The sequence below is a fragment of the Mycobacterium cookii genome (assembly GCF_010727945.1).
GTDB lineage: Bacteria > Actinomycetota > Actinomycetes > Mycobacteriales > Mycobacteriaceae > Mycobacterium > Mycobacterium cookii.
In genome coordinates, this window is sequence record NZ_AP022569.1 from 2,059,920 (window position 1) to 2,083,067 (window position 23,148).

Annotated in this window: 24 protein-coding genes; 20 read left to right on the forward strand and 4 right to left on the reverse strand. The window is 65.3% G+C overall.

Going from position 1 to position 23,148, the window contains the following annotated elements; all coding sequences use genetic code 11:
• Window position 1: 1 nt before the first annotated feature.
• Window positions 2-1,465: an aldehyde dehydrogenase family protein gene (locus G6N27_RS09585; RefSeq protein WP_163776121.1), complete on the reverse strand. Its 1,464-nt coding sequence runs from the start codon at window positions 1,463-1,465 to the stop codon at window positions 2-4.
• 167 nt (window positions 1,466-1,632) lie between these two features.
• Here G6N27_RS09585 and G6N27_RS09590 point away from each other — a divergent pair, with 167 nt between their 5' ends.
• The 11 genes from G6N27_RS09590 to G6N27_RS09640 all read left to right on the forward strand — a co-directional run bounded on the left by G6N27_RS09590 (window position 1,633) and on the right by G6N27_RS09640 (window position 11,273).
• A complete protein-coding gene (locus G6N27_RS09590) occupies window positions 1,633-2,850 on the forward strand; it encodes a cytochrome P450 (protein WP_163776122.1) in 1,218 nt (405 codons plus the stop codon).
• Between the two features lie 3 nt (window positions 2,851-2,853).
• Complete coding sequence (locus G6N27_RS09595; protein ID WP_163776123.1) at window positions 2,854-4,059, forward strand: acyl-CoA dehydrogenase family protein; 1,206 nt, start codon at window positions 2,854-2,856, stop codon at window positions 4,057-4,059.
• A gap of 71 nt (window positions 4,060-4,130) precedes the next feature.
• On the forward strand, window positions 4,131-4,598 hold the full coding sequence (locus G6N27_RS09600) for an FAS1-like dehydratase domain-containing protein (RefSeq protein ID WP_408632615.1): 468 nt from the start codon (window positions 4,131-4,133) through the stop codon (window positions 4,596-4,598).
• Window positions 4,598-4,996: a Zn-ribbon domain-containing OB-fold protein gene (locus G6N27_RS09605; protein ID WP_163776125.1), complete on the forward strand. Its 399-nt coding sequence runs from the start codon at window positions 4,598-4,600 to the stop codon at window positions 4,994-4,996. The genes G6N27_RS09600 and G6N27_RS09605 overlap by 1 nt, the downstream gene beginning before the upstream one ends.
• A 1-nt stretch (window position 4,997) precedes the next feature.
• Entirely contained in the window at window positions 4,998-6,110 is a 1,113-nt protein-coding gene (locus G6N27_RS09610; RefSeq protein WP_163776126.1) for an acyl-CoA dehydrogenase family protein, read from the forward strand.
• Window positions 6,107-6,562 (forward strand): MaoC family dehydratase, encoded by a 456-nt coding sequence (locus tag G6N27_RS09615; protein WP_163776127.1) that lies wholly within the window; start codon window positions 6,107-6,109, stop codon window positions 6,560-6,562. Before G6N27_RS09610 ends, G6N27_RS09615 begins: the two co-directional genes overlap by 4 nt.
• Window positions 6,559-7,728 (forward strand): lipid-transfer protein, encoded by a 1,170-nt coding sequence (locus G6N27_RS09620; RefSeq protein ID WP_179963367.1) that lies wholly within the window; start codon window positions 6,559-6,561, stop codon window positions 7,726-7,728. The genes G6N27_RS09615 and G6N27_RS09620 overlap by 4 nt, the downstream gene beginning before the upstream one ends.
• Before the next feature lie 11 nt (window positions 7,729-7,739).
• On the forward strand, window positions 7,740-8,354 hold the full coding sequence (locus G6N27_RS09625; RefSeq protein WP_163776128.1) for a TetR/AcrR family transcriptional regulator: 615 nt from the start codon (window positions 7,740-7,742) through the stop codon (window positions 8,352-8,354).
• A gap of 97 nt (window positions 8,355-8,451) precedes the next feature.
• On the forward strand, window positions 8,452-9,339 hold the full coding sequence (locus G6N27_RS09630) for a universal stress protein (protein WP_163776129.1): 888 nt from the start codon (window positions 8,452-8,454) through the stop codon (window positions 9,337-9,339).
• 114 nt (window positions 9,340-9,453) lie between these two features.
• Window positions 9,454-10,431, forward strand: coding sequence for an Acg family FMN-binding oxidoreductase (locus tag G6N27_RS09635; RefSeq protein ID WP_163776130.1), 978 nt, complete (start codon window positions 9,454-9,456; stop codon window positions 10,429-10,431).
• Window positions 10,432-10,442: 11 nt separating this feature from the next.
• Entirely contained in the window at window positions 10,443-11,273 is an 831-nt protein-coding gene (locus G6N27_RS09640; RefSeq protein ID WP_163776131.1) for a universal stress protein, read from the forward strand.
• Between the two features lie 27 nt (window positions 11,274-11,300).
• Here the strand turns inward: G6N27_RS09640 and G6N27_RS09645 are convergent, their stop codons facing one another.
• Window positions 11,301-12,293, reverse strand: coding sequence for an Acg family FMN-binding oxidoreductase (locus tag G6N27_RS09645; RefSeq protein ID WP_163776132.1), 993 nt, complete (start codon window positions 12,291-12,293; stop codon window positions 11,301-11,303).
• Window positions 12,294-12,529: 236 nt separating this feature from the next.
• Between G6N27_RS09645 and G6N27_RS09650 the strand changes: the two genes are divergently transcribed.
• The 3 genes from G6N27_RS09650 (at window position 12,530) to G6N27_RS09660 (ending at window position 16,206) form a co-directional block, all read left to right on the forward strand.
• Window positions 12,530-13,423: a universal stress protein gene (locus tag G6N27_RS09650; protein WP_163776133.1), complete on the forward strand. Its 894-nt coding sequence runs from the start codon at window positions 12,530-12,532 to the stop codon at window positions 13,421-13,423.
• 58 nt (window positions 13,424-13,481) lie between these two features.
• Entirely contained in the window at window positions 13,482-15,881 is a 2,400-nt protein-coding gene (locus tag G6N27_RS09655) for an HAD-IC family P-type ATPase (RefSeq protein ID WP_163776134.1), read from the forward strand.
• Between the two features lie 184 nt (window positions 15,882-16,065).
• Entirely contained in the window at window positions 16,066-16,206 is a 141-nt protein-coding gene (locus tag G6N27_RS09660; protein ID WP_163776135.1) for a hypothetical protein, read from the forward strand.
• Between the two features lie 35 nt (window positions 16,207-16,241).
• Here G6N27_RS09660 and G6N27_RS09665 read toward each other — a convergent pair whose 3' ends face one another.
• Window positions 16,242-16,706, reverse strand: a complete 465-nt coding sequence (locus G6N27_RS09665; protein ID WP_163776136.1) for a pyridoxamine 5'-phosphate oxidase family protein — start codon at window positions 16,704-16,706, stop codon at window positions 16,242-16,244.
• Window positions 16,707-16,844: 138 nt separating this feature from the next.
• Here G6N27_RS09665 and G6N27_RS09670 point away from each other — a divergent pair, with 138 nt between their 5' ends.
• The 6 genes from G6N27_RS09670 (at window position 16,845) to G6N27_RS09695 (ending at window position 22,407) form a co-directional block, all read left to right on the forward strand.
• Complete coding sequence (locus tag G6N27_RS09670) at window positions 16,845-17,651, forward strand: lysophospholipid acyltransferase family protein (protein WP_163776137.1); 807 nt, start codon at window positions 16,845-16,847, stop codon at window positions 17,649-17,651.
• Window positions 17,652-17,802: 151 nt separating this feature from the next.
• A complete protein-coding gene (locus G6N27_RS09675; RefSeq protein WP_163776138.1) occupies window positions 17,803-18,693 on the forward strand; it encodes a universal stress protein in 891 nt (296 codons plus the stop codon).
• Between the two features lie 29 nt (window positions 18,694-18,722).
• Window positions 18,723-19,538: a universal stress protein gene (locus G6N27_RS09680; protein ID WP_163776139.1), complete on the forward strand. Its 816-nt coding sequence runs from the start codon at window positions 18,723-18,725 to the stop codon at window positions 19,536-19,538.
• 108 nt (window positions 19,539-19,646) lie between these two features.
• On the forward strand, window positions 19,647-20,111 hold the full coding sequence (locus G6N27_RS09685; protein ID WP_163776140.1) for a hypothetical protein: 465 nt from the start codon (window positions 19,647-19,649) through the stop codon (window positions 20,109-20,111).
• A complete protein-coding gene (locus G6N27_RS09690) occupies window positions 20,108-20,989 on the forward strand; it encodes a slipin family protein (protein WP_163776141.1) in 882 nt (293 codons plus the stop codon). Before G6N27_RS09685 ends, G6N27_RS09690 begins: the two co-directional genes overlap by 4 nt.
• 26 nt (window positions 20,990-21,015) lie before the next feature.
• Window positions 21,016-22,407 (forward strand): bifunctional lysylphosphatidylglycerol flippase/synthetase MprF, encoded by a 1,392-nt coding sequence (locus G6N27_RS09695; protein ID WP_163776142.1) that lies wholly within the window; start codon window positions 21,016-21,018, stop codon window positions 22,405-22,407.
• Here G6N27_RS09695 and G6N27_RS09700 read toward each other — a convergent pair.
• A complete protein-coding gene (locus G6N27_RS09700; RefSeq protein ID WP_308207523.1) occupies window positions 22,382-23,104 on the reverse strand; it encodes an SRPBCC family protein in 723 nt (240 codons plus the stop codon). The genes G6N27_RS09695 and G6N27_RS09700 overlap by 26 nt on opposite strands.
• Between the last annotated feature and the right edge of the window lie 44 nt (window positions 23,105-23,148).

Below are 23,148 nucleotides of genomic sequence, written 5' to 3' on the forward strand. Positions count from 1 at the left end.
GTCACGCCGGCAGCCCTATCGCCTTCGGCTCCATGTATTGGCGAATACCGATGATCCCGCCACTCTCCCGGCCGAACCCGCTCTGCTTGAATCCGCCGAAAGGCGCACCGCCGGGGCCGAATCCGTTGACGGCGATCTGTCCGGTGCGGATGCGGCGGGCGACGCCGAGCGCTCGGTCGACGTCGGTCCCCCACACCGCGCCGGACAGGCCGTATTGCGAGTTGTTCGCGATGCGCACCGCGGCGTCGTCGCCGTCGTAGCGCAGCACCGACAGCACCGGCCCGAAGACCTCTTCCTGCGCGATTGCCGCATCCGGGGTGACCTCGGTGAGGATCGTCGGCTCGAAGTAGAAACCCTTCTCCAGACCTGCGGGCCGGCCACCACCGGTCAACAGCTTGGCGCCGTCGTCCAGAGCCCGATCCACGTGTGCCTGAACACGTTTGCGCTGCGTGTCGCTGATCAGCGGACCCATCTGCACACCCGGATCAATTGGATCTCCGACCTTCACCGCCTGGGCCAGCGCGACCAGACGGTCGACCACCTCGTCGTGGATCGTGTCGGGCAGCAGCAGTCGGCTGTGCAGGATGCAGGCCTGCCCGGCGTGGAAGGAACAGGATTCGAACAACATACGTTGCAGCAGTTCGTCGTTCAGCGATACATCATCGAGGACGATGCTGGCCGATTTGCCCCCGCATTCGAGCAGCAACCGTTTCATGGTCCCGCCCGCCGCGGCCATCACTTCGCGGCCGACTGCGGAGCTGCCGGTGAAGCTGACCATGTCGATCCGCGGATCGACGGTCAGCATCTTGCTGGAGTCGATGTCGGTCGGCGCTACCACGTTGACCACGCCCGCTGGAATATCGGTGTGCTCGTCGATGATTCGGGCCAGCGCGAGGCCGGCCAGTGGCGCCAGCGGCGACGGCTTGAGCACCACGGTGTTGCCCGCGGCCAGCGCGGCGCAGACCTTCATCACGTTGAGGGTGTGCGGGAAATTCCACGGCGTCAGGATCGACACGACGCCCAGCGGCTCGTAACGCAACAGCGTCTTGCCCGCGGCGCCGTATGCCTCGATCTGCTCCTCGACTGGATGGGTGGCGAGCTCGGCGGCGTTCAGCGCCGCGAACGCCGGCCCCTCGACGTGGATCACCCGCTCGTTCTCCGTGCAACCCCACTCCCGTTGCGCCAGCGCGAAGAAGTCGTCGGCGTGCGCCAGCAAGGCCTCACCCAGTTGGTTGAGTACCGCGGCCCGCTGCTCGGGCGTGACGTCGGCCCACGGTCCGGAGTCGAAGGCGGCGCGTGCCGCCGCGATCGCGCTTCTTACCTGGACGTGACTCGAGTCGGGAGCCGAGGCGAGCACCGTCTCGGTCGCCGGGTTGACGTCGTCGTAGCGGCCCTTATCGGGGTCGACCCATTGGCCGTCGATGTAGACCGCGTAGGTGTCGATCAGCGAGCGTAGGTCAGCCATGTTGATTCCTTAGGACGGTCCGGCGGCTCAACGTTTGGTCTACACCTGTCCGACTGGTGTCGTCAATGCCCACTGCGAATGATCCGGCATTTCCCAACAACAGCAAGCATATTGACACCAACGACATCGTCGGAGTAGACAGAGTGAACCGGACAAATCACCAGAAAATGTACGATCGGTCGTCAAAGGAGCCCCGGGTGCCCACGAAACTCCATTCGACGATCCCGTTGCACTCCCCCGACTTCTACGCAGCCGATCCGTATCCGGCCTACCGCGAACTGCGCGCGACGATGCCCGTGTGCTGGAACGACGTCACCAATTTCTGGGCTCTGCTCAAGTACGACGACGTCCGGTTCGTGTCGAGCAACCCGGCGATCTTCACGTCGACCAAGGGCGTCACCATCCCGGACCCGGCGATGCCGAGCCCGGTACAACCCGGCAGCCTGATCTTCACCGATCCGCCGCGGCACCGGCAGATGCGCAAGCTGATCAACTCCGGCTTCACCCGCCGTCGTGTCGCGGTGCTCGAACCCAAGATTCGCGAGCTGGTACGCGGGATTCTCGACGGCCTGGAGCCGGGGTCGGTGCACGAGTTCGCCGAAGAGATCGCCGCGCCGCTGCCCACCCGGCTGATCGCCGAGTTGATCGGCGCACCACCGGACGACTGGGAGCAGTTCCGGGCCTGGTCCGATGCGGCCACCGGAACCGCCGACCCGGAGATCGAACTCGACCCGTTGGTCGCCGCCGGCCAGCTCTACGAGTACTTCCAGAAGTTGATCGCGGCGCGACGTATCGAGCCGCGCGACGACCTGTTGTCGGTGCTGGCCGGCGCCGAGATCGGCGGCGATTCGCTGACCGACGAGGACCTGCTGAATTTCGCGTTTCTGTTGTTGGTGGCCGGAAACGAGACGACCCGCAACCTGATTGCGCTCGGCACCCTGGCGCTGATCAACCAACCCGACCAGTACCGGCTGCTGGTCGACGATCCGTCCTTGATCCCCGCCGCGGTCGAGGAGATGTTGCGGTTCAACAGCCCGGTGGTGCACATGGCCCGCACCGCGAACGTCGATGTCGAGATCCGCGGCCAGCACATCGCCGAAGGTGACGTGGTGGTGATGTTGTACGGATCCGCCAACCGCGACGAGGACGTCTTCGGTCCGGACGCCGAGGAGTTCCGGGTCACCCGCCACCCCAACCCGCACATCGCGTTCGGGTGTGGCGAACACTCCTGTATCGGTGCGCAATTGGCGCGTCTCGAGGCGACGGTGATGTTCGAGGAACTGCTGCGTCGTTTCCCCCGCATCGAATTGGTCGGGGCGGTCGACCGGATGCGGGCCACCATGGTTCCCGGCGTCAAGCGGATGCCGGTACGGGTGGGAGCCTGACGTATGCGGCTGGAGTACACCGACGAGCAGGTGCGGCTGCGTGACGAGATCCGCGCGACGATGCAACAGGTCATGACGCCGGAGCGGCAGGCCGCGGTGAGCGAACGGGCGGAGGGCGGGCCCGCGGTGCGCGAATGCGTGCGCGCCCTGGCGCAGGCGGACCTGCTGGGTGTCGGTTGGCCTAAAGAGTATGGTGGGCGCGGCTTCTCGGCCATCGAGCAGTTCATCTTCGCCGAGGAGGCGCGACGGGTCAACGCGCCTATCCCGCTGGTGACCCTGAACACCGTCGGGCCGACCCTGATGCACTACGGCACCGAGGAGCAGAAGCAGAATTTCCTGCCCGCCATCCTGGACGGCAGCGTCGAGTTCGCCATCGGCTACTCCGAGCCGGGAGCGGGTAGCGACCTGGCGTCGTTGCGCACCACCGCCGTCCGTGACGGAGAGGAGTATGTGATCAACGGGCAGAAGATGTTCACCAGCGGCGCCGCCTACGCCGACTACATCTGGCTCGCCGCACGCACCGATCCGAATGCCAAGAAGCACAAGGGCATTTCGATCTTCATCGTGCCGACCTCGTCGCCCGGGTTCTCCTGCCAGCCGCTGCACACCATGCCGGGCGTCTCGACGTTCTACACGTTCTACGACAACGTGCGGGTGCCCGCGAGCGCCATCGTGGCCGGCGAAAACCAGGGCTGGCAGCTGATCACCACCCAGTTGAACTTCGAACGCGCCGCCCTGGGTAACCTCGGCGCGCTGGAACCGTTGTTCGAGCAGACGCTGCAGTGGGCGCGCGACACCGAACTCGACGGCGCCGCCGTCATCCACCAACCCTGGGTGCAGCAGGCGCTGGCCCGCGTCGAGGCCGAGGTCGCCGCCTACAAGCTGATCAATCTGCGGGTCAACGCGGCGATGACCAAAGGTGTGCTGAATATGGGTGAAGCGTCGGCGGCCAAGGTGTTCGGCACCGAACTGGCCCCGTTGGTCGCCCGCCAGCTGCTGGAAGTACTAGACCACAACGGTGTACGCCGCGGCGCCGACGCGCCGCTGCGAGGTGCATTGGAATCGGCCTACCGCCTGGCTGTCATCAGCACGTTCGGCGGCGGTGCCAACGAGATTCAGCGGGACATCATCGCGATGGCGGGACTGGGCATGCCGCGCGCTCCCCGCGATCTGCGTGTGACCGAGAAATCAGGAGGATCCACTCAGTGACCGACACCGATCTGCACGCCCAACTGAAGGCCCTCGTCGGCCAACCGACCGGCGGTTCCGCGAAGCCCTCGCTGGCGCCGGATCCGGTCAATCAGCCGATGATCCGGCACTGGGCCTACGCGCTCGACGACATGAATCCGGTTTATCTCGACCCGGAATTCGCAGCGAACTCGCGATTCGATGGCATCGTGTCGCCGCCGGTGATGCTGCAGACCTGGACCATGCCGGCTCCGAAACTGGAAGGCATCGGCGAGCGGGGCGGCTCCCCCCTCGAAATCACGAACAACCCCACCGCGTTTCTCGACGAAGCCGGATACACCAGCATCGTGGCGACCAACTCGGAGTTCGAGATCAACCGCTACCCCAAGCTGGGCGACGTCATCAGCGCGACGTCGGTCTACGAAGAGGTCTCCGATGAGAAGACCACGGCGCTGGGCACCGGATTTTTCCTGACGTGGGTGCTGACCTACACCGACCAGCATGGCGAAGTGCTTGGGCGACAGAGGTTCCGGGTCCTGCGATTCAAGCCGGCCCGCTGATGAGGACACGACTTGCCCCGACCATCAGCCCGGACACGGAGTTCTTCTGGAACGGGCTGCGCGAGCACAGATTGCTGATCCAGCGCTGCGGCGGCTGCGGCACCCTGCGCAATCCGCCGCAACCGATGTGTCCGAAATGCCGTTCGCTGCACTGGGAAGCGATCGAGTCGTCGGGACGCGGCACCATCTACAGCTTCGTGATGCCGCACCAGCCCAAGTTCCCGTTTTTCGACTATCCCTACATCGTCGCCCTGATCGAGCTAGCCGAAGGCGTTCGGCTGGTGTCGAACCTGACCGACATCGACCCGGCAGAGGTCCGGACCGGAATGCCGGTGCAGGTCTACTTCCAGCAATTCGACGGGGAACTTGTGCTGCACCAATTCCGGCCGGCGGGCTGACATGGACTTCACCTTCACCGACGAGCAGGAGACCGTCACGAAGCTGGCTCGCGACGTCTTCGAACGGCGGGCCACCCCCGAGCGGCTGACCGAGCTCGAGGCCGGTGAAATCCGCCACGACGCGACGTTGTGGAAAGAACTGGCCGGCCTCGACCTGCTCGGTACCGCGCTGCCGGAATCGCTAGGCGGTAACGGCGGTGGCTTCGTGGAACTCGGGCTGCTGCTGGCCGAGGTGGGAGCCGGCGTGGCGCCGGTTCCGGTCTATCCGACGCTGCTGCTCGGCGCCGACCCGATCGCCCGCAACGGCAATCCTGAACAACAGCAACGCTTTCTGCCCGGTGTGATCGACGGGACCCGCATCCTGTCTGCGGGCCTGCAGGAACCCGGCCGCTCCGACCCGGCCAGACCGGCCACCACCGCGCGACGCGACGGCGCCAACTGGCGACTGGACGGCATCAAAGAGCTGGTGCCGGCCGGACAACTCGCCGACACCGTGCTGATTCCCGCCGCCGTCGAGGACGACGAGGTGGGACTGTTCCTGCTGGCGACCGACGCCACCGGCGTCGATGTCCGACCGGTGCCAACCACCAACCGCGAACCACATGCCGACGTATTCCTCGACGGCGCAGTCGTTTCCGGCCGCGACAAGCTCGACGGCGATCAGCCGGTCGAATCGCTGCACACCCGCGCCCTGGTCGGCCTGTGCGCGCTCCAGGTCGGCGTGTCCGACCGGGCGTTGCGGATGGCCGCCGAATACACCAGTGGCCGTGAGCAGTTCGGCCGCCCGATCGGCAGTTTCCAAGCCGTCCAGCAGCGGATGGCGGACGGGTTCATCGATCTGGAGTCGATCCGCTGGACCACCTGGCACGCGGCGTGGCTGATCGCCGAGGGACGTCCGGCTGCGCGGGCGGCCGGCATCGCGAAGTTCTGGGCCGCGGAGGCCGGTGCGCGCATCGCCGCGACCGCCCAGCATGTGCACGGCGGTATCGGCATCGATGTGAGCTATCCCCTGCACCGCTACTTCCTGTGGGCCAAGCACATAGAGCTCACCTTGGGCTCGGCCACCCAGCAACTCGTTCGCCTCGGCAGCACCTACCCGGAAGGACGGCCATGACGACCGCCAAGTCACGTACCGACACCCTGCGTTGGAGCGACATCTACGTCGGCGACGAGGTCACCCCGCTGGAGATCCCGGTGACCACCACGATGATCGTCGCCGGCGCGATCGCCTCGCGCGACTTCATGCCGGTGCATCACGACCGCGACTACGCCAACAAACAGGGCTCCCCCAACTTGTTCATGAACATCTTGACGTCCAACGGGTACTGTGTGCGGTTCCTGACCGACTGGGCCGGACCCGAGGCGATGATCACCAAGCTCTCGATTCGCCTTGGCGTGCCGTGCTTTCCGGATGATCCACTGCGCTTCACCGGCAACGTCACCGGCAAGACACCGGGATCCGACGGAGAGAATTTCATCGAGGTGACCTTCAAGGCGTCCAACAGCATCGGCGACCATGTCTCCGGCACCGCGGTGATCAGCCTGCTCGACGGGGCCCGCGCGTGAGCGCTTCGCTGTTGGCCGGCAACACCGCCATCGCCGGTATCGGCCAGACCGAGTTCTCCAAGGAATCCGGCCGCAGCGAACTGCAATTGGCGTGCGAGGCAGTCAGTTCTGCACTCGACGACGCCGGCCTGTCGCCCAGCGACGTGGACGGCATGGTCACGTTCACGATGGATTCGAGCGACGAGATCGAGGTCGCCCGCAATGTCGGCATCGGCGATCTGACGTTCTTCTCCCGCGTTCCGCACGGCGGCGGTGCCGCCGCCGGAACCGTCGCGCATGCGGCGATGGCGGTGGCGGCAGGCGTGGCTGACGTCGTGGTCTGCTACCGCGCCTTCAACGAACGCTCCGGCATGCGCTTCGGCGGCAGTGGCCGCACCAGCACCGAGACGCCGTTGTTCATGGCGCACTACGCCCCGTTCGGATTGCTCACTCCCGCAGCGTGGGTCGCGCTGCACGCCCAGCGCTACATGTCGACCTATGGGGTGACCAACGAGGACTTCGGCCGCATCGCCGTCGTCGACCGCAAGCACGCGGCCACCAACCCCGACGCGTGGTTCTACGAACGTCCGATCACACTGGAAGACCACCAGAATTCACGGTGGATCATCGAACCCGTTCTGCGACTGCTGGACTGTTGCCAGGAGAGTGACGGCGGCGTCGCCCTGGTGGTCACCAGCGCCGAGCGTGCCCGCGACCTTAGACAGCCGCCGGCGGTGCTAGCGGCCGCCGCCCAGGGTGCGGCTTACAACGGCGAGATGATGACCAGTTACTACCGCGACGACATCACCGGGCTGCCCGAGATGGGCGTCGTCGCCGACAAGCTGTGGCGCGACTCCAGGCTTAACCCGAGCGACATCCAAACCGCGTTCATCTACGACCATTTCACGCCGTTCGTGTTCACCCAGTTCGAGGAACTCGGCTTCTGCGGACGCGGCGAGGCCAAGGACTTCGCCACCGTCGAGCGGCTGTCGCTGGGCGGAGAGCTGCCGATCAACACCAACGGCGGCCTGCTCGGCGAGGCCTACATCCACGGCATGAACGGCATCACCGAAGGCGTTCGCCAGATTCGCGGAACCTCCTGTAACCAGGTCGACAACGTCGAGCATGTACTGGTCACCTCGGGCACCGGAGTGCCCACCAGCGGATTGATCCTCGCCGGCGGGTAGGGAACGCATTTATGACGCAGGCCACCGCAGCCGATACCCGCGAACTGATCGTCGAGTCCGCGTATGCCTGCTTTCGCAAGCAAGGAATGCAGAAAGCGACGATCGTGGATATCGCCAAGGCGGCGGGCGTTTCCCGCAGCACCATCTACGAGTACTTCCGCGACAAGGCCGCCATCGTCGAAGCGTGCGCCGAACACACCTCCGAGCAGTTCTATCGGCAGATGTCCCTGGCCATGGACCGGGGCGGCTCGCTGGAGGACAAGCTCAGCCGCGCAGCGGTATTCGTGACCCAGGCCCGACGGGTGATCGCCTCCGAAAAGTACTTCGACGAAGAAGCGGTCAGCCTGCTGCTCACCAAAGACGCCGGCGTCTTGCTGCGCGAATGCGTCGACTTCCTCGCTCCGCATCTCGCCGCGGCCAAGATCACAGGCGAGGTGCGCAAAGACCTCGACATCCAGTCGGCGGGCGAATGGTTCGCCCGAATCCTGTTCTCGCTGTTCAGCACACCGTCCTCGACCCTGGACATGGACGACCCCGAAGTCGTCGCCGACTTCGTGCGTGCACACGTCGTTCAGGGGTTCGCCAACGACCGTTCACGGTCGCGACGCACAACCGACGCTCGCTGACGCCGGGCGGGCGTGATGGCGCCCGGATCGGGACGAAAGACCCATGACCCACGGGTCGCGGCTGCATTAGCGTTCTCCTCGACGGAAGGAGATCAGAATGGTCTCGACAACGAAGCATTACGGGATCATCGTCGGCGTAGACGGATCGCCGGAATCAGAAGCCGCGGTCAGTTGGGCCGCGCACGATGCTGCCCTCCGCGGTTTACCGCTGACCCTTGTGCACGTGGAGAGTCCGGCCGCCGCGACGTGGTCGCAGGCCGCGATCCTCGAAGAATCGCCAGAACAACAAGTGGCCGAGGGTCGCAGCCTCCTCGAAAGCGCCTCGACGATCGCCCGTGACGCCGTCGCCGAAACCGCGCAGATACAGATCAACGGCGAACTGCTGTCTTCTACCACCCCGGTACCAAACCTCGTCGAGCAATCCCGAGAAGCCGAACTCATCGTCGTCGGCTCTCGCGGGCGCGGGGCATTGTCACGCAGCATTCTCGGCTCAGTCAGCGCTGGACTCATCAGCCACGCACACTGTCCCGTTGCCCTGATTCGTGATGTGGATCCGCTCCAGCCGGATGCCGCGCAGGGTCCCGTACTCGTGGGAATCGACGGCTCAACCTCTGACCTCGCGACGGCAATCGCATTCGAGGAAGCGTCACTTCGCCACACCGAACTGATAGCGCTGCATGCGTGGAACGACGTCGAGATGAACGCAATTCCTGGTTACGACTGGTCACCGACAACTACCGCAGAGGGTCATGTTCTGGCCGAGGCGCTGGCGGGTTGGCAACAAAGATATCCCGACGTGTCGGTGCAGAACCGCGTCGTCAGTGACCGGGCAGCGCATGCGCTCGTCGACGCATCGGAATCCGCCCAACTTGTCGTCGTCGGGACACACGGAAGTGGTGCGCTCGCCGGCATGCTCTTGGGTTCGGTCAGCAACGCAGTCGTGCAAGCCGTCCGCAGGCCGGTGATCGTGGCGCGCCGGTCGTGAGCACCCCCGGTCGATGACGGCGGAGCGGGCCGAACAGCGCCGGCATCGGGGACCAATGGCCCTGCACCTGCCGGTTGTATCGGACGAGGCTGGAACGCAGTCTGGAGGTGGAGGATGCTTAGCACGATGGTGGATACCACAGTCATCGAAGATGCGGTGCGCGCGGCGTGCCGCGCACCATCGCTGCACAACAGCCAACCGTGGAGCTGGGTGCTCGACGGTCGACAACTGCAGTTGTTCCTCGACCGGAGTCGAGTCATGGCCACCGACCGATCCGCCCGGCAAGCGCTGATCAGCTGCGGCGCCGCCCTCGATCATCTGCGGGTGGCCATAGCCGCAACGGGCTGGCAATCCCATATCAAGCGATTCCCCGATCCCGGGACCGCCGACCATCTGGCGTCGGTCGACTTCACCCCGGCGCCGGCGAGCGATCGGGACCGCCGCCGGGCCGAGGCCATCTTGACCCGGCACACCGACCGGCTGCCGTTTACCGGGCCGCCGGACTGGCAGTCCGTCAACGACTCGGTGGTCGCCGCGATCGGCGACACGCCCGTGCGGCTGGACGCGCTCCCCGAGGAGGCCCGCCCTCAACTCGTCTACGCCACCCAGCTCGCCGAGTCGCTACGTTTCTACGACATCCCGTATCAAGACGAAATTCATTGGTGGGCGGCGCCGTTCGAGGCCGCCGAAGGTATCCCCTACAGCGCCTTGGTTTCCGCAGAAGAAGGCGAGCGAGTAGGTATAGACCGCACGTTCCCGGCCACCCATCAACGAGAACGGCGGGCTGAGGTTCCCGAGGACCACGCGAAAATCCTGCTGCTGTCCACCGCCGGCAACGCCCGCACCGACGCATTGGCCGCCGGTGAAGCGCTTTCGGCGGTCTTGCTGGAATGCACGATCAGCGGCCTGGCCACGTGTCCGGTTACGCACCTCACTGAGCTCGACGTCACCCGCAACTTGATTCGGGCAGTCGTCGATAACGATGACGTACCCCAAATCCTGATCCGGGTCGGCGTGGCCCCGGGTACCGATCCGGAACCGGCGGCCACTCCGCGGCGTGACCTCGCCAAAGTCCTCCGGGTTAAGCATTAGAAGGGAAACAGATGCGCGAGTCCAACGCAGCACGCCCCGCGGTAGTCGTCGGCATCGACGGCTCGCAAGCCGCGATCCACGCAGCGCAATGGGCAGTCGATGAAGCGGTCAGTCGGGAGATCCCGCTTCGGCTGCTGGAGATCATCCCCGGCAATGTCGAACCGGCACCCGGGAATGCGGTCGGCAACGTGCAGATGGAAGTCGAATACGGCGAGACCGCCCTGCGGACCGCCAGCGCCGCGGTGGAAGCGACCGGCAAACCCGTCAAAGTCGAAACCGAGATGGTTCAGGGCGATCCGGCGAAGATACTCATCGATGAATCCCGTTCCGCCGCAATGATTTGCATCGGCTCGGTGGGGATCGGACGCTTTGCGCGGGCTTTACTGGGCTCCACCGCAACGGAAGTCGCCGAAGCGGCACACTGCCCGGTCGCCATCATCCGCAGCCGACAAAGCCGGCCGAAACCCGGCAGCCCGTTGATCGTGGCCGCCGTCAGCGACACACCGGACGGCGAGCGTGTAATCGACACGGCCATTCACGAGGCGCAACTACGCCATGCGCCGGTTCTCGCGGTCGGTGTCCTGCGAGCCGACACCGCTGACATGCCCAGCGGCGAATTGGACCGACGGGTCGAGCTTTGGGGTAAGCGCCACCCGGGAGTCCAGATCTATGCCGCGGCCACCCGGACCGCGATCACGGACTTCCTCGCCGTGATGGACAGGACGATACAGCTTGCGGTCATCGGCAGCAGCGACGCAGACCAAGTCGCGAAGCTCATTGGGCCGCACCGTCACCCCGTCATCGGGCATGCGGAATGCTCGGTGCTGATCGCCCGGTCCTGATCCTGCCGACACGCTCTGCAGGACATCTCACTCGAAAGCTGATCCGTCCAGATACTCGACGACATCGCTGAGCGGGCGTCGCGGGGTGGCCGGCACCGCGTCGGCGTTGACCGGAGCCCAGCCGACCCGGAGCAGCATCTGAGGTATCGCACTGAGCCCGAAAACCTCGACTTGCACGGCGTCACGCGTTTCCGTGATTTCCAATGGTTCGGTGACCGGGCAGGTGGCCAGACCCAGCGCGGTCGCGCTGAGCAGGATCAAGCTGGTGGCTTCACCCGCGCGCAGCCGCGCCATCATGCTGTCGTCCTTGGTGCCGAGCGCCAACACAACCGCATGGTCGTCGACCGGCTCGGTCTCGTCTGGCTGCGGCAGTATCGGGCCGGCGAACAACCTGGGCGGCAACGGGGCTGTCGGATCAGGTTCCGGCGTATTGCGCGCGGGCACACCCGCCAGCGACGCGTATCTTCCGCTCCATGTGGTCAGCTCGGTCAGGTAATCGAGATTCGCCGCATGCCGGCGAACCGATTGCGCCACAATGTCTCGTAGTTCGGGTAGCGACTCCATTTGGCGGAGCACGACGCCACCGCGCGCCGCGCGGGCGCCCAACAGAGCGATGTAATTCGCCGGAACATTCCATGCGCTGTACCGACGCCGGTCGGTGTGCCGCCGGGGAATCGCCGCCGCCAGGGTGATGTCGATCTCGTCGGCCGGATGACGGTAGACCTCGATGGCAGCAAGGTGTTCGGGTTCATCAGGATTCGGCAGTCGGTGGATCTTCGTCTGCCAGCCGAGCGCCGCGAGTGCGACGACGCAGTGATGCAGCGCCATGCCACAGCTCAAGATCAAGTCGCGGCCGTCCGGGTCCGTGCTGGGCAGGTGCAGTCCGCGGTCAGCGTAGAGGTGCAGGCTCGTTGAGCCCACCCGCCATCGCCAGGGCTGCGTATTGTGCACTGACGGCGCACGAGTCGCGAGCGACAAGACTGTGTGCACGGTCTCGCGGTCGGGAAAGTGGGCGCTCATACGATCACCGCCTCCTGAATCTGTGAAGTCATCCCAGGGTGCTTCAAGCTGGTCAGCGGTCGTTAGAGCCGAAAGGCTCCATTTGGACAGACATCTGGAAGGCCATGTTTACTTGGCCGTCACCTTGACGGACAGGTCCTATGTCCATCTGGCAAGTGACAATGGCCTCTCAACGTGCGCGTCCGCCTCCCATAACGTCAGCGGCATATGCGGAACCAGCTCCCTGGGAGGTTGCCATGTCGTCACGCAGCACGCACTTGGGAATAGTCGTCGGCGTGGATGATTCACCGACCGCCGCGGCCGCGGTGGAGTGGGCGGCACACGATGCCGAATTGCGCCGCACTCCGCTCACACTGGTCCACGCGATTTCGCCGAACCTCACGTCGTGGCGCGACACTCCGTTACCTCCGGGGTTGGCGCAGTGGCAGAAGGAACATGGCCGTCGATTGCTCGACGACGCGGCGAAGATCGTCGAAAAGATCTGCCAGCACGGCGGTCCCACCGAGATCAACTCGCGCGTGCTGTCGGCGGCGGCGGTTCCGACGATGATCGACATGTCCAGGGATGCCGAGATGGTCGTCACCGGCTGCTACGGCGACGGCAGGTCGTCGAGCCGACGGCTGGGATCGGTGAGCTCCGGGTTACTACGTCACGCATCGTGTCCCGTCGCGATCATCCACAGCGGCAAATCCGCGGCGCCGCGCAGGGATCGGATGCCGGTGGTGGTCGGCGTGGACGGCTCACCGGCATCGGAATCGGCCGCCGCGATCGCTTTCGACGAGGCCTCTCGGCGCAGGGTGGAATTGGTGGTACTGCACGCCTGGAGCGACGTCGACGTGTTGGAGTGGCCCGACCTCGATTGGCCGGCGGCGCAGTCGACGGCCGAGCGCATGCTGACCGATAGCCTGGTCGGCTGGCAAGAGCAGTACCCCGACGTAAAAGTGCGCAGGATCGTCACCCGTGATCAGCCGACGCGTCAGCTGATCACGCACTCCGCGGAAGCGCAACTGCTCGTCGTCGGCAGCCGGGGGCGCGGCGGATTCGACACGATGCTGGTGGGGTCGGTGAGCGAAGCGGTCGCCCTGCTGGCAAAGACACCCGTGATCGTGACGCGGCAATCACCAAACTAGGTTCCGCGATTGCGTTGATGGCCAGTGCATCTGGCGGCATTTCCGTACGCTGCGCTCTATGACCGGCTCGCGGGCCACCGGGCTGACCTCCGCTGAAGTGGCTCAGCGGATTGCCGACGGGAGGGCCAACGACGTTCCAAGCCGGGTGACCCGCAGCGTCGCCGACATCGTGCGGGCAAATGTCTTCACCCGGATCAACGCCATTCTGGCGGTGTTGTTCGCAATCGTGCTGGCGACCGGTTCGCTGGTCAACGGGCTCTTCGGGCTGTTGATCGTTCTCAACAGCGTCATCGGTGTCGTCCAGGAGTTGCGGGCCAAGCTGACACTGGATCGACTGTCCATCGTCGGGCAGGTCAAGCCGTTGGTCCGCCGGGCGGACGGGACACGGGCACTGCCGCCCGGCGAGGTGGTGTGCGACGACGTCATCGAACTCGGGCCGGGCGATCAGGTCGTGGTGGACGGCGTGACGGTCGAGGAGTCCGGGCTGGAGATCGACGAGTCGCTGTTGACCGGTGAGGCCGACCCCGTCCTGAAAAGCGTTGGTGAATCGCTCATGTCCGGCAGCTTCGTCGTCGCCGGAACGGGTGCCTACCGGGCCACCAAAGTGGGCCGCGACGCCTACGCCGCCACCCTGACCGCGCAGGCCAGCAAGCTCAGCCTGGTGCGATCGGAGCTGCGGGCCGGCATCAACCAGATCCTCACATTGGTGACGTATTTGCTGATCCCGGCCGGGCTGTTGGTCATCTACACGCAGTTGTTCACCACCCGCGCCGGCTGGCAGCAGGCGGTGCTGCGGACGGTCGGCGCGCTGGTCCCGATGGTCCCCGAAGGTCTGGTGTTGATGACCTCGATCGCATTCGCCGTGGGCGTCGTTCGCCTGGGACGACGCCAGTGCCTGGTGCAGGAGCTGCCCGCCATCGAAGGTCTGGCCCGGGTCAGTGTGGTGTGCGCCGACAAGACCGGCACGCTGACCGAAAATCGGATGCAGGTGGCCGGGCTGCATCCGCTCGATGCAACGTGTGCGATGGACACCGTCGTCGACGTGCTTGCGTCGATGGCCGCCGGCGACGTCCGCCCGAACGCCAGCATGCAGGCGGTCGCCGATGCCTACCGCGACCCGCCGGGCTGGACCGTCACCGCCACCGCACCGTTCAAATCGGCGACGAAATGGAGTGGTTCATCTTTTGCCGGACACGGCAACTGGGTGCTGGGCGCGCCGGACGTGTTGCAGGAGCCCTCCTCGGATGCTGCTGTGCAAGCCGAAGCCGCGGGTTCCCAGGGGTTACGCGTGCTGCTCCTCGCGTCTTCCGACCTCGCGGTCGACAGCCCCTCCGCTCCAGGCCATCTCACCCCGGTCGCTCTGATCATGCTGCGGCAAGCGGTGCGTCCAGACGCAGCCGACACCTTGAAATACTTCGCCGAACAACATGTCTCGGTCAAAGTGATCTCCGGCGACAACGCCGCATCGGTGGGCGCGGTAGCGTCGACCCTGGGCCTGAACGGCACGACGCTCGACGCGCGAATGCTGCCTGCCGATGCCGATGAACTCGCCGAAACAGTTGAGCAATACACGACTTTCGGACGGGTTCGCCCAGACCAGAAGCGCGCGATGATACGAGCCCTGCAGCACCGCGGTCACATCGTCGCGATGACCGGCGACGGTGTGAATGACGTGCTGGCACTCAAAGACGCCGACATCGGCGTCGCCATGGGATCGGGCAGTTCGGCTTCTCGGGCCGTCGCGCAGATTGTGCTGCTGGACAACAAGTTTGCCACGCTGCCCTATGTCGTCGGCGAAGGACGCCGGGTGATCGGCAATATCGAGCGGGTATCCAACCTGTTCTTGACCAAGACGGTGTACTCGGTGCTGCTGGCATTGCTGATCGGTGTCACCGGACTCGCGGCCCGATGGTCGGGCGTCAGGTCGTTCATGTTTCCGTTCGAGCCGATTCACGTGACCGTCGCGGGCTGGTTCACGATCGGCATTCCGGCGTTCGTGCTGTCCTTGGCGCCCAACACCGAACGTGCGCAACCGCATTTCGTCCGGCGGGTCGTGACGGCTGCGGTACCGAACGGCGCTGTCGCCGGCGTCGGGACATTCGTCTGCTATCTGCTGGCCTTCCGCGGACATGCGGATACGGCCGCTCAACAAACGCAGGCGTCGACGTCGGCGTTGATCACACTTCTGGTGATAGCGGTGTGGGTGCTGGCGGTCGTCGCCAGACCGTATACCTGGTGGCGGGTCATCCTGGTCGCGCTGTCGGGTGGCGCGTATGTCGCGATCTTCAACATCCCGCTCGCCTGCGAACGGTTCATGCTCGATCCCTCCAACGTCGCGTTGACTGCCACCGCGCTGGCGATCGGCGTGTTGGGTGCGGCGATCGTCGAAGCACTGTGGTGGTTGCGCGGATCGGCCAATGGCGCGGCGCGACAGCTGTGGCGCCGGCCGGAGACGTGATTGCGCGCAGAGCGGGTCGGCCAATTCTCTTCAGCTGCTTAACCAATGCTTGCCGCATCTATTCGACAGATGTACGATTGCCGCCGTTCGGTCGATTCGGCGGGCCAGGGTCGGCGGAATGTGGCCGTGGAGGCCGTCGGGGATCGGGGCTCTGAATAGCAACTCCGCGTTCTAGAGAGGCCTCGTGACCGCAAAGCCTGAGATCGAGCCCATCGATCAACCCCCGCCGGCTACGCCACCGCAGGCGACGTCTCCGGCCGACAAAGTTCGCGAACCCACCCGGATCGCCGCGATGCTGCGTGATCGTTTCGGCGTCGAGGGTTGAAAAGCTCGGCCAGTCGGATTACCGGTGCCCCAACGTCAGGCAAACGAGGACTCGCGCTCCGGCTCCGGGCCGAACCGAAACCGGCGACCGGTGATCGAAAGCGGTTGAATGCGAACGTAATGCTGCTTCAGGGTCGCGGTCCACGGTAGCAGCTGTGCCTGTTCCGCCCGCGCAACCTCTTCGTTGGTCCGAAGCGTGCGGGTCATGCCCTTCAGGATGACGCTCCAGCCCTCGGCCACGCCATGATCGTCGGCCTCGAAGAGAACATGATTGTTGATTGCTGCGCTCACCAACTTGGTGCCCTCCGCCGTGCGGAAAAGCACAGTGCGGTCCTGGACGACGAAGTTGACCGGGAAGATCTCCGGTTGACCGTCGACGCTTGTGACGAGCCGCCCGAATGCGGCGCTGGCCAAGAGGTCCCAGCATTCGCTCGCCGACAGAATGGTGACGGGGTTGCCGGCGTCCGGCGTCGTGGTGGTGGTAGCCGCATGCTCGCTCACATACCGGACGCTACAACGGCACCCAGCGGCGTTGCAGCGTCTTTCGTCCCCAACGTCGAGGACTTCCGGCCCTGCCCGGCCCACTGAGCATCACGCACATTAGCTTCGTGGCCAATCCCGGTCCTGCAGGGGAGCCGTATGAGTGACAACCTGATCGACGGCTCAGAGCTCGACAGATGGGATCCCGCATTCATACCGCGGGCCCTGAAACTCGCCGCGCCTCTGATCAATCGCTGGTTTCGCGTCGAGGTGCGCGGCCTGCAGGCCATCCCACCCGCCGGCGGGGTGTTGTTGGTGTCCAACCATTCCGGTGGGGCGCTCACGCCCGATCCCCTGGTCTTCGGCCCGGCCTTCTACAAAACGTTCGGCTACGACCGGCCGCTCTACATCCTGGCCCACTACGGGGTGTTCTTCACGCCGCTGCGCGACTACCTCGGCCGGCTCGGAGCGGTTCACGCGAATCCCGAGAACGCTGCCAGGGCGCTGCGCTCCGGCGCAGTCGTCCTGGTGTATCCCGGTGGCGACTACGACGCGTACCGGCCGACGCTGAGCCAGAACGTCATCGACTTCAACGGTCGCACGGGATACGTCAGGATCGCCATCGAAACCGGCGTGCCGATCGTGCCCGTGGTGTCGATCGGCGCTCAAGAGACCCAGCTGTTTCTCAGCCGTGGCGATCGGCTCGCAAAGCGCTTGGGCCTGCATCGCATCCGCCTCGATATCCTGCCCATCACCATCGGTCTGCCGTTCGGCATGACGATGTTCTTCCCGGCGAACTTCCCACTGCCCACCAAGATCGTCAACCAAGCGCTCGACCCGATCGACGTCATCGCCCGGTTCGGCAAGAATCCCGACGTGGCTGAAGTCGACGCTCACGTCCGCTCGGTGATGCAGCACGCCCTGCACCGTCTTGCCCGCCAGCGCCGCTTCCCGGTCTTGGGCTGACCGGGAATAGTCACACCCATCGGGGCGCCCCCAAGAGCCGTTTCTCTCGATGCGGCAGAGAGTCCGAAGGCCATGGGGTTGAGGACCAACGCCCCCGGATCTTCGACGAAAACCGGCATAGCGTTCGTGCTAGCGCACGAGGAGGATTGCAATGCCAGCACACGGCAAGGGCAGGGGCATCATTGTCGGCGCCGACGGGTCACCCGCCTCTGATGCTGCGGTCCGGTGGGCCGCCGAGGATGCCGCCCTGCATCATCTCCCGCTGACGGTGGTTCACGTGATCAACCCCGCGGTCACGCAGTGGCCGCACGGGCCGCTGCCGGACGGGGTCGTGGTGTGGCAGGAAAACGAGGGGCGCCGGATCCTCACCGATGCGCTGAAAATCGCGCGAGACGCCGTCGAGGACAACCCGGCGGTGTCGGTCGACTGCGAAATGTATTCATCGGCAACGATTCCCACTTTTATCGATCTGTCCACAGACGCCGAGCTGATGGTCGTCGGCAACCATGGACGAGGAGCGCTGGCTCGTGGCGTGCTCGGTTCGGTCAGCTCGAGTCTGGTGCGACACGCGCATTGCCCGGTCGCCGTGATCCGCGACGATCCAACGCATACTCCGCATCCCTCCGCCGCAGCCCCGGTGCTCGTGGGGATCGACGGCTCGCCGGCCTCGAAACTCGCCACCCAGATCGCCTTCGACGAGGCGTCGCGACGGCGCGTCAACGTGGTGGCCGTGCACGCCTGGAGTGATTCCGAAATCATGGAGCTGCCGGGTTTGGATTGGTCGGCGGTGAAGGGCGAGGAGGAGCGCTTGCTGGCCGAACAGTTGGCGGGTTGGCAGGAGCGCTACCCCGACGTGACCGTGCAGCGGCTTCTGGTTTGCGATCGGCCGGCCCGCGTCCTCGTCGAAACATCCGGCGCCGCGCAGCTTGTCGTCCTCGGGAGTCACGGACGAGGTGTATTCGCCGGGGCCCTTTTGGGTTCGGTCGGCAACGCCGTCGTTCAGTCCGTCCACACGCCGGTGATCGTCGCTCGGCGGCGGTAGGACGATCTGCAACCGCCCACGAGCCTTCGATGAGGTCAACGGACTGCGCCCATCCGGTCGTCGTCGGAATCGACGGATCTGACGCGGCGATCAATGCCGCGCGCTGGGCCATCGACGAAGCCATCAGTAGGGCTGTCCCATTGCGATTGGTTCACGTCATACCCGCGGCCGGGGAGTCGAGATCCGCCGGCGCGGATGAATTATCGGCGGCGCGAGACGCCGAGGCGGTGTTGCATTCCGCTTGTGCCGCTGTGCAATCCGGCAGCGGGGCCGTTGACGTACAGCCAGTTGTGCGTCGAGGTGATATCAGCCTCACCTTGACAGACGAGTCACAGCGAGCCGCGATGATCTGCGTCGGCTCGGTCGGGATCGGGCGCGCGGCCGGCAGACTCGTCGGTTCTGCGGCGGTCGCCCTGGCTCAACATGCCCACTGCCCCGTGGCGATCATTCGCGCAGACGGCGATTCGTCGCAGCGAAAGAGAATCGTGGCCGTCGTGGATCGTCATTCCGACAGCGATGAAGTCTTACACCGCGCGCTCGACGAAGCCCGGCTGCGCGGGGCTGCCCTGCTGGTCCTCGGCGTGCGGCGATGGGATGCCGGGGCGATTTCCGAGTCTGAACTTGCCCGGCACCTGCAGCGCCGCCTCCCCGACTATCCAGACGTGGCGGTGCAGAAGTGCATCACTGACACGGCGACCGAGTACCTGGTGACTCGCAACGAATCCGTCCAACTGGTTGTCACCGGATGCTCCGACGCCAACAAGCTCACCCGACTCGTCGGCCCCCACCGCTTTGCGCTCGCCGCCTACCCGAATTGCTCGGTCCTGTTGATACGACCGTCCTGATCGGGTGGCCAAATGACTCGGGCAGCCGGGACTTCCGCCCCTAGCGGCCTCGCGTCCGTGATGGTCGGATGACTGCAGGGTTCCGCAACGCTGGATGGAGGCGCCCGGATGAGTTTTGCTGAACCGCCGCAGCCGACGACGCGCATGTTCGCGCGGGTTCTCGGCCCATTCTTCGCCGTCGTCTCCGTCGTCGCCGCAGCTCGCACGACTGAAATGTCATCGCTGCTGTCGGATTTCGCCGCAAACACGTCGTGGTCCTGGTCGGCGGGTCCGTTCGTGCTCGTCGGCGGCCTCATTATTATTGCGCTGCACTCGAACTGGCATGGCCCGGCCGCCGTCGTGGTGTCCATCTCGGGTTGGCTCATCGCGCTGCGCGGGCTGCTGCTGGTGGCCTTCCCCACCGCCTTCATGTCGATGGCCCGCTGGGTGATCGAGTCGGGCGATATCTGGCGCGCGACCTGTATCGTCTTCGCCGCAATCGGCCTGTACCTGACCTACGTCGGCTGGATGCCGACAACCCACCGCCCAGCGGCAATGGTTGACGTGGTCAGCGGATCGGAGATCCCATCATGAACCAAAGCGCAATATCGGCAATTGTTTTCGCTGTGGTTGTGGTGCTGCTGGTGGGGATCGCCTCGATCCGGGTGGTCTGGCAGTACGAGCGCGGTGTGCACTTCCGGCTCGGTCGAGTTGTCGCGGTTCGCGACCCTGGCCTGCGGCTGATCATCCCGGTGATCGACCGGTTGTGGCGGGTCTCAATGCGTATCGTGACCATGCCGATTCAGTCGCAAGGGATCATCACCCGCGACAACGTCAGCGTCGACATCGCTGCGGTCGCCTACTTCCGCGTCATCGACGCCCGGAAGTCGGTCGTCGTCATCGAGAATGTCCGAGCCGCAATCGACCAGATCGCCCAGACCACGTTGCGCAACGTCGTCGGGCAACATTCCCTCGACGAGGTGCTCGCTCAGACGGAGAAGATCAACGCCAGCATCCGCCAGATCCTCGACACCACAACGGTCGAATGGGGCGTCGAAGTCACTCTGGTTGAGCTCAAAGATATCCAGCTGCCCGACAGCATGAAGCGGGCTATGGCGCGAGAAGCCGAGGCCGAGCGCGAGAAGCGGGCCAAAATCATTGCCGCCGAGGGTGAAGCGCGCGCAGCGGCGGCGCTCGGGGATGCCTCTGACACCATGATGAAGCATCCACTCGCCTTGCAGCTCAGGAATCTTCAGACGCTCGCGGAACTGGGAGTGGAGAAGAACACGACCGTGGTTTTCCCAGCCCCGTTGATGAGCGCGATCGGCGAGCTCACCGGCTTCCTGACGCGGGAGTCGGCCGCGGTCGCCCCCCAGCCGACAGGCCAGATATCCGAGCCCACAGGCCAACAGACGAGCCCAATGGCCAGATACGCGAGACGCTCACCCACGCCGCACAAGGCTGAAGCCTGACCTCCGGTCGCACGAAAAGAGCCGCGATGATCGACGTGACAAACATCGCCGGCGTCGATGTCCGCGATCGCGTGGTGATCGGCTCTGAGTCGCAACGCGCCCGCCAGATCGGATTATTGGCCCTCATCGGCGCATTCGGTGGGATGATCCTGCTGGTGGGGCACACTCACGACGTTGTCGAGTGGTATGCACTCGCGCTGGCCGCACTACTGGTCGCGCGCGGCATTTTGCTGCGGCGACCCGTGACCGCGGGCCATGCCGCTGCGGCGACCGTGCTGGCGGCGACCGGCTTGACGACCCACCTGCTGTCGTACCAATTGCCCGGCGATGTACTGATCGCGTGCGCAGGCCTGGCGCTGACCTGGCCGGTGCCGTCGCGGCGGGATCCTGCTGCGCTGGCGCGCGTGTGGCCGCTGATCGAAGCGACCCATGATGATCCGCTTGCCCCATTCGCCATGCAATCGTTGAAGAGCTACTACTTCAGCGCCGATGGCAGCGCGGCGATCGCCTATTGCGCGCGTCTGGGTCTCGCGGTCGTCAGCGGCGATCCCATCGGGCAGCGCGCCCGGTTCCCCCAACTCGCAACCGAATTCGCGGCGATGTGTCGCAGCCGGGGCTGGCGCATCGTGGTGTTGGGTTGCGGTGAGCGGTGTCTCGGCCTGTGGCGCGATCGCGCGGCTATCGGCCAGTCGCTGCGGCCGGTGCCCATCGGGCGCGACGTCGTCATCGACGTGCGCCGCTTCACGATGACCGGACGGAAGTACCGAAACCTCCGACAGGCAGTGCAGCGCACCCACAATGCGGGCATCACCACCGAGGTGGTGGCTGAGCAGCAACTGGACGAGACGCTGGCCGACGAGCTGGCCGAGGTGCTGTACACGTCACACCGCGGCGCGCATGTGCAGCGGGGATTCTCGATGATTCTCGACCATGCGCTCGAGGGCCGTTACCCGGGTGTTCGACTGATCATCGCGCGCGACAGCCAAGGACGCGTGCAGGGCTTTCAGCGGTACGCATCGTCCGGCGGGGGGACCGACATGACCCTGGATGTTCCGTGGCGCCGCCCCGGCGCGCCGAACGGGATCGATGAGCGACTCAGCGTCGACATGATCGAAGATTGCAAAAGCTCTGGCGGCCAGCGGCTTTCGTTGGCATTCGGCGCTTTCCCAGAACTCTTCGACAACAAGCACCGCGGCCTGATCGAGGGCGTCTACTACGTGCTCATCCACCTGGGTCACTCGCTGATCAAGCTGGAGTCGCTGTACCGATACCTCCGCAAGTTTCACGCATTCGGCGACCGCCGCTACGTCCTGCTCTCGCTACGCCATCTACCGGTCGCGCTGGTGGTTCTGCTCTCGCTGGAGTTCATGCCGCAGCGACGGCAGCTGCGCGTCAGGGAGCGAAATCCACTGTCGTGAGGTCATTCGTCTGCCGCTCAACCCGACGCTTGATGTTCAGCAATACTTTTCGCAACACCAGCGCAATGACGGGCCTGACGAGCTCGACGGCGACTACCTCGCCTGGGTGCCGCAGGCCGATCCGTACCCGTGCGAGCAGTCGGGTATGGGTCGCCCAATGCGGCTGAAGGTGGAATGACCAGACCACGCTCGGAAGATCAGGCGACGTGGCGCGCAGCACGATGCTCTGTCCAGGTGTGATCTCGTCGATCCTCAAGGAAAGTCCGCCGGGTAGACCCATCCAGCCTTTCGGTTTGAGCTGCAACGTATCTCCGACAGCGAGCTGTTTCCATTCCGGGTTGGGACCATCGGGATCATGCATCCGAAGACCGACGACATTCTCCAGCGCCCTGCGGCTGTGCAGCCCGTCGCGATCTTGGCCCATCTGCAGAAGCCATGGCCAGGTGACCGATGGCGGTGAATCGATCCACACCGCCTCGGTGACCTGGATGACCGGGTCGCCGATCAGCTCGTCACCCGACAGCCGAGCCTGACATTCCCCTTTGCTGGTGCCCCAGTTGCGGTAGTACCGGCGCGCGGCGTACAGGACCGCGACAAGACCTGCGATCTCGGTCAACCGTCTCGACGCGTACTTCATCACGCCAGTCTGCGACGTGCGGGAATCCATCGCCAGGGCCATTGGTCCCTGCTGAGACACCTGGCGCGACGCTGACGCGGGCCCGAGCGGAAAGGGAACAACGG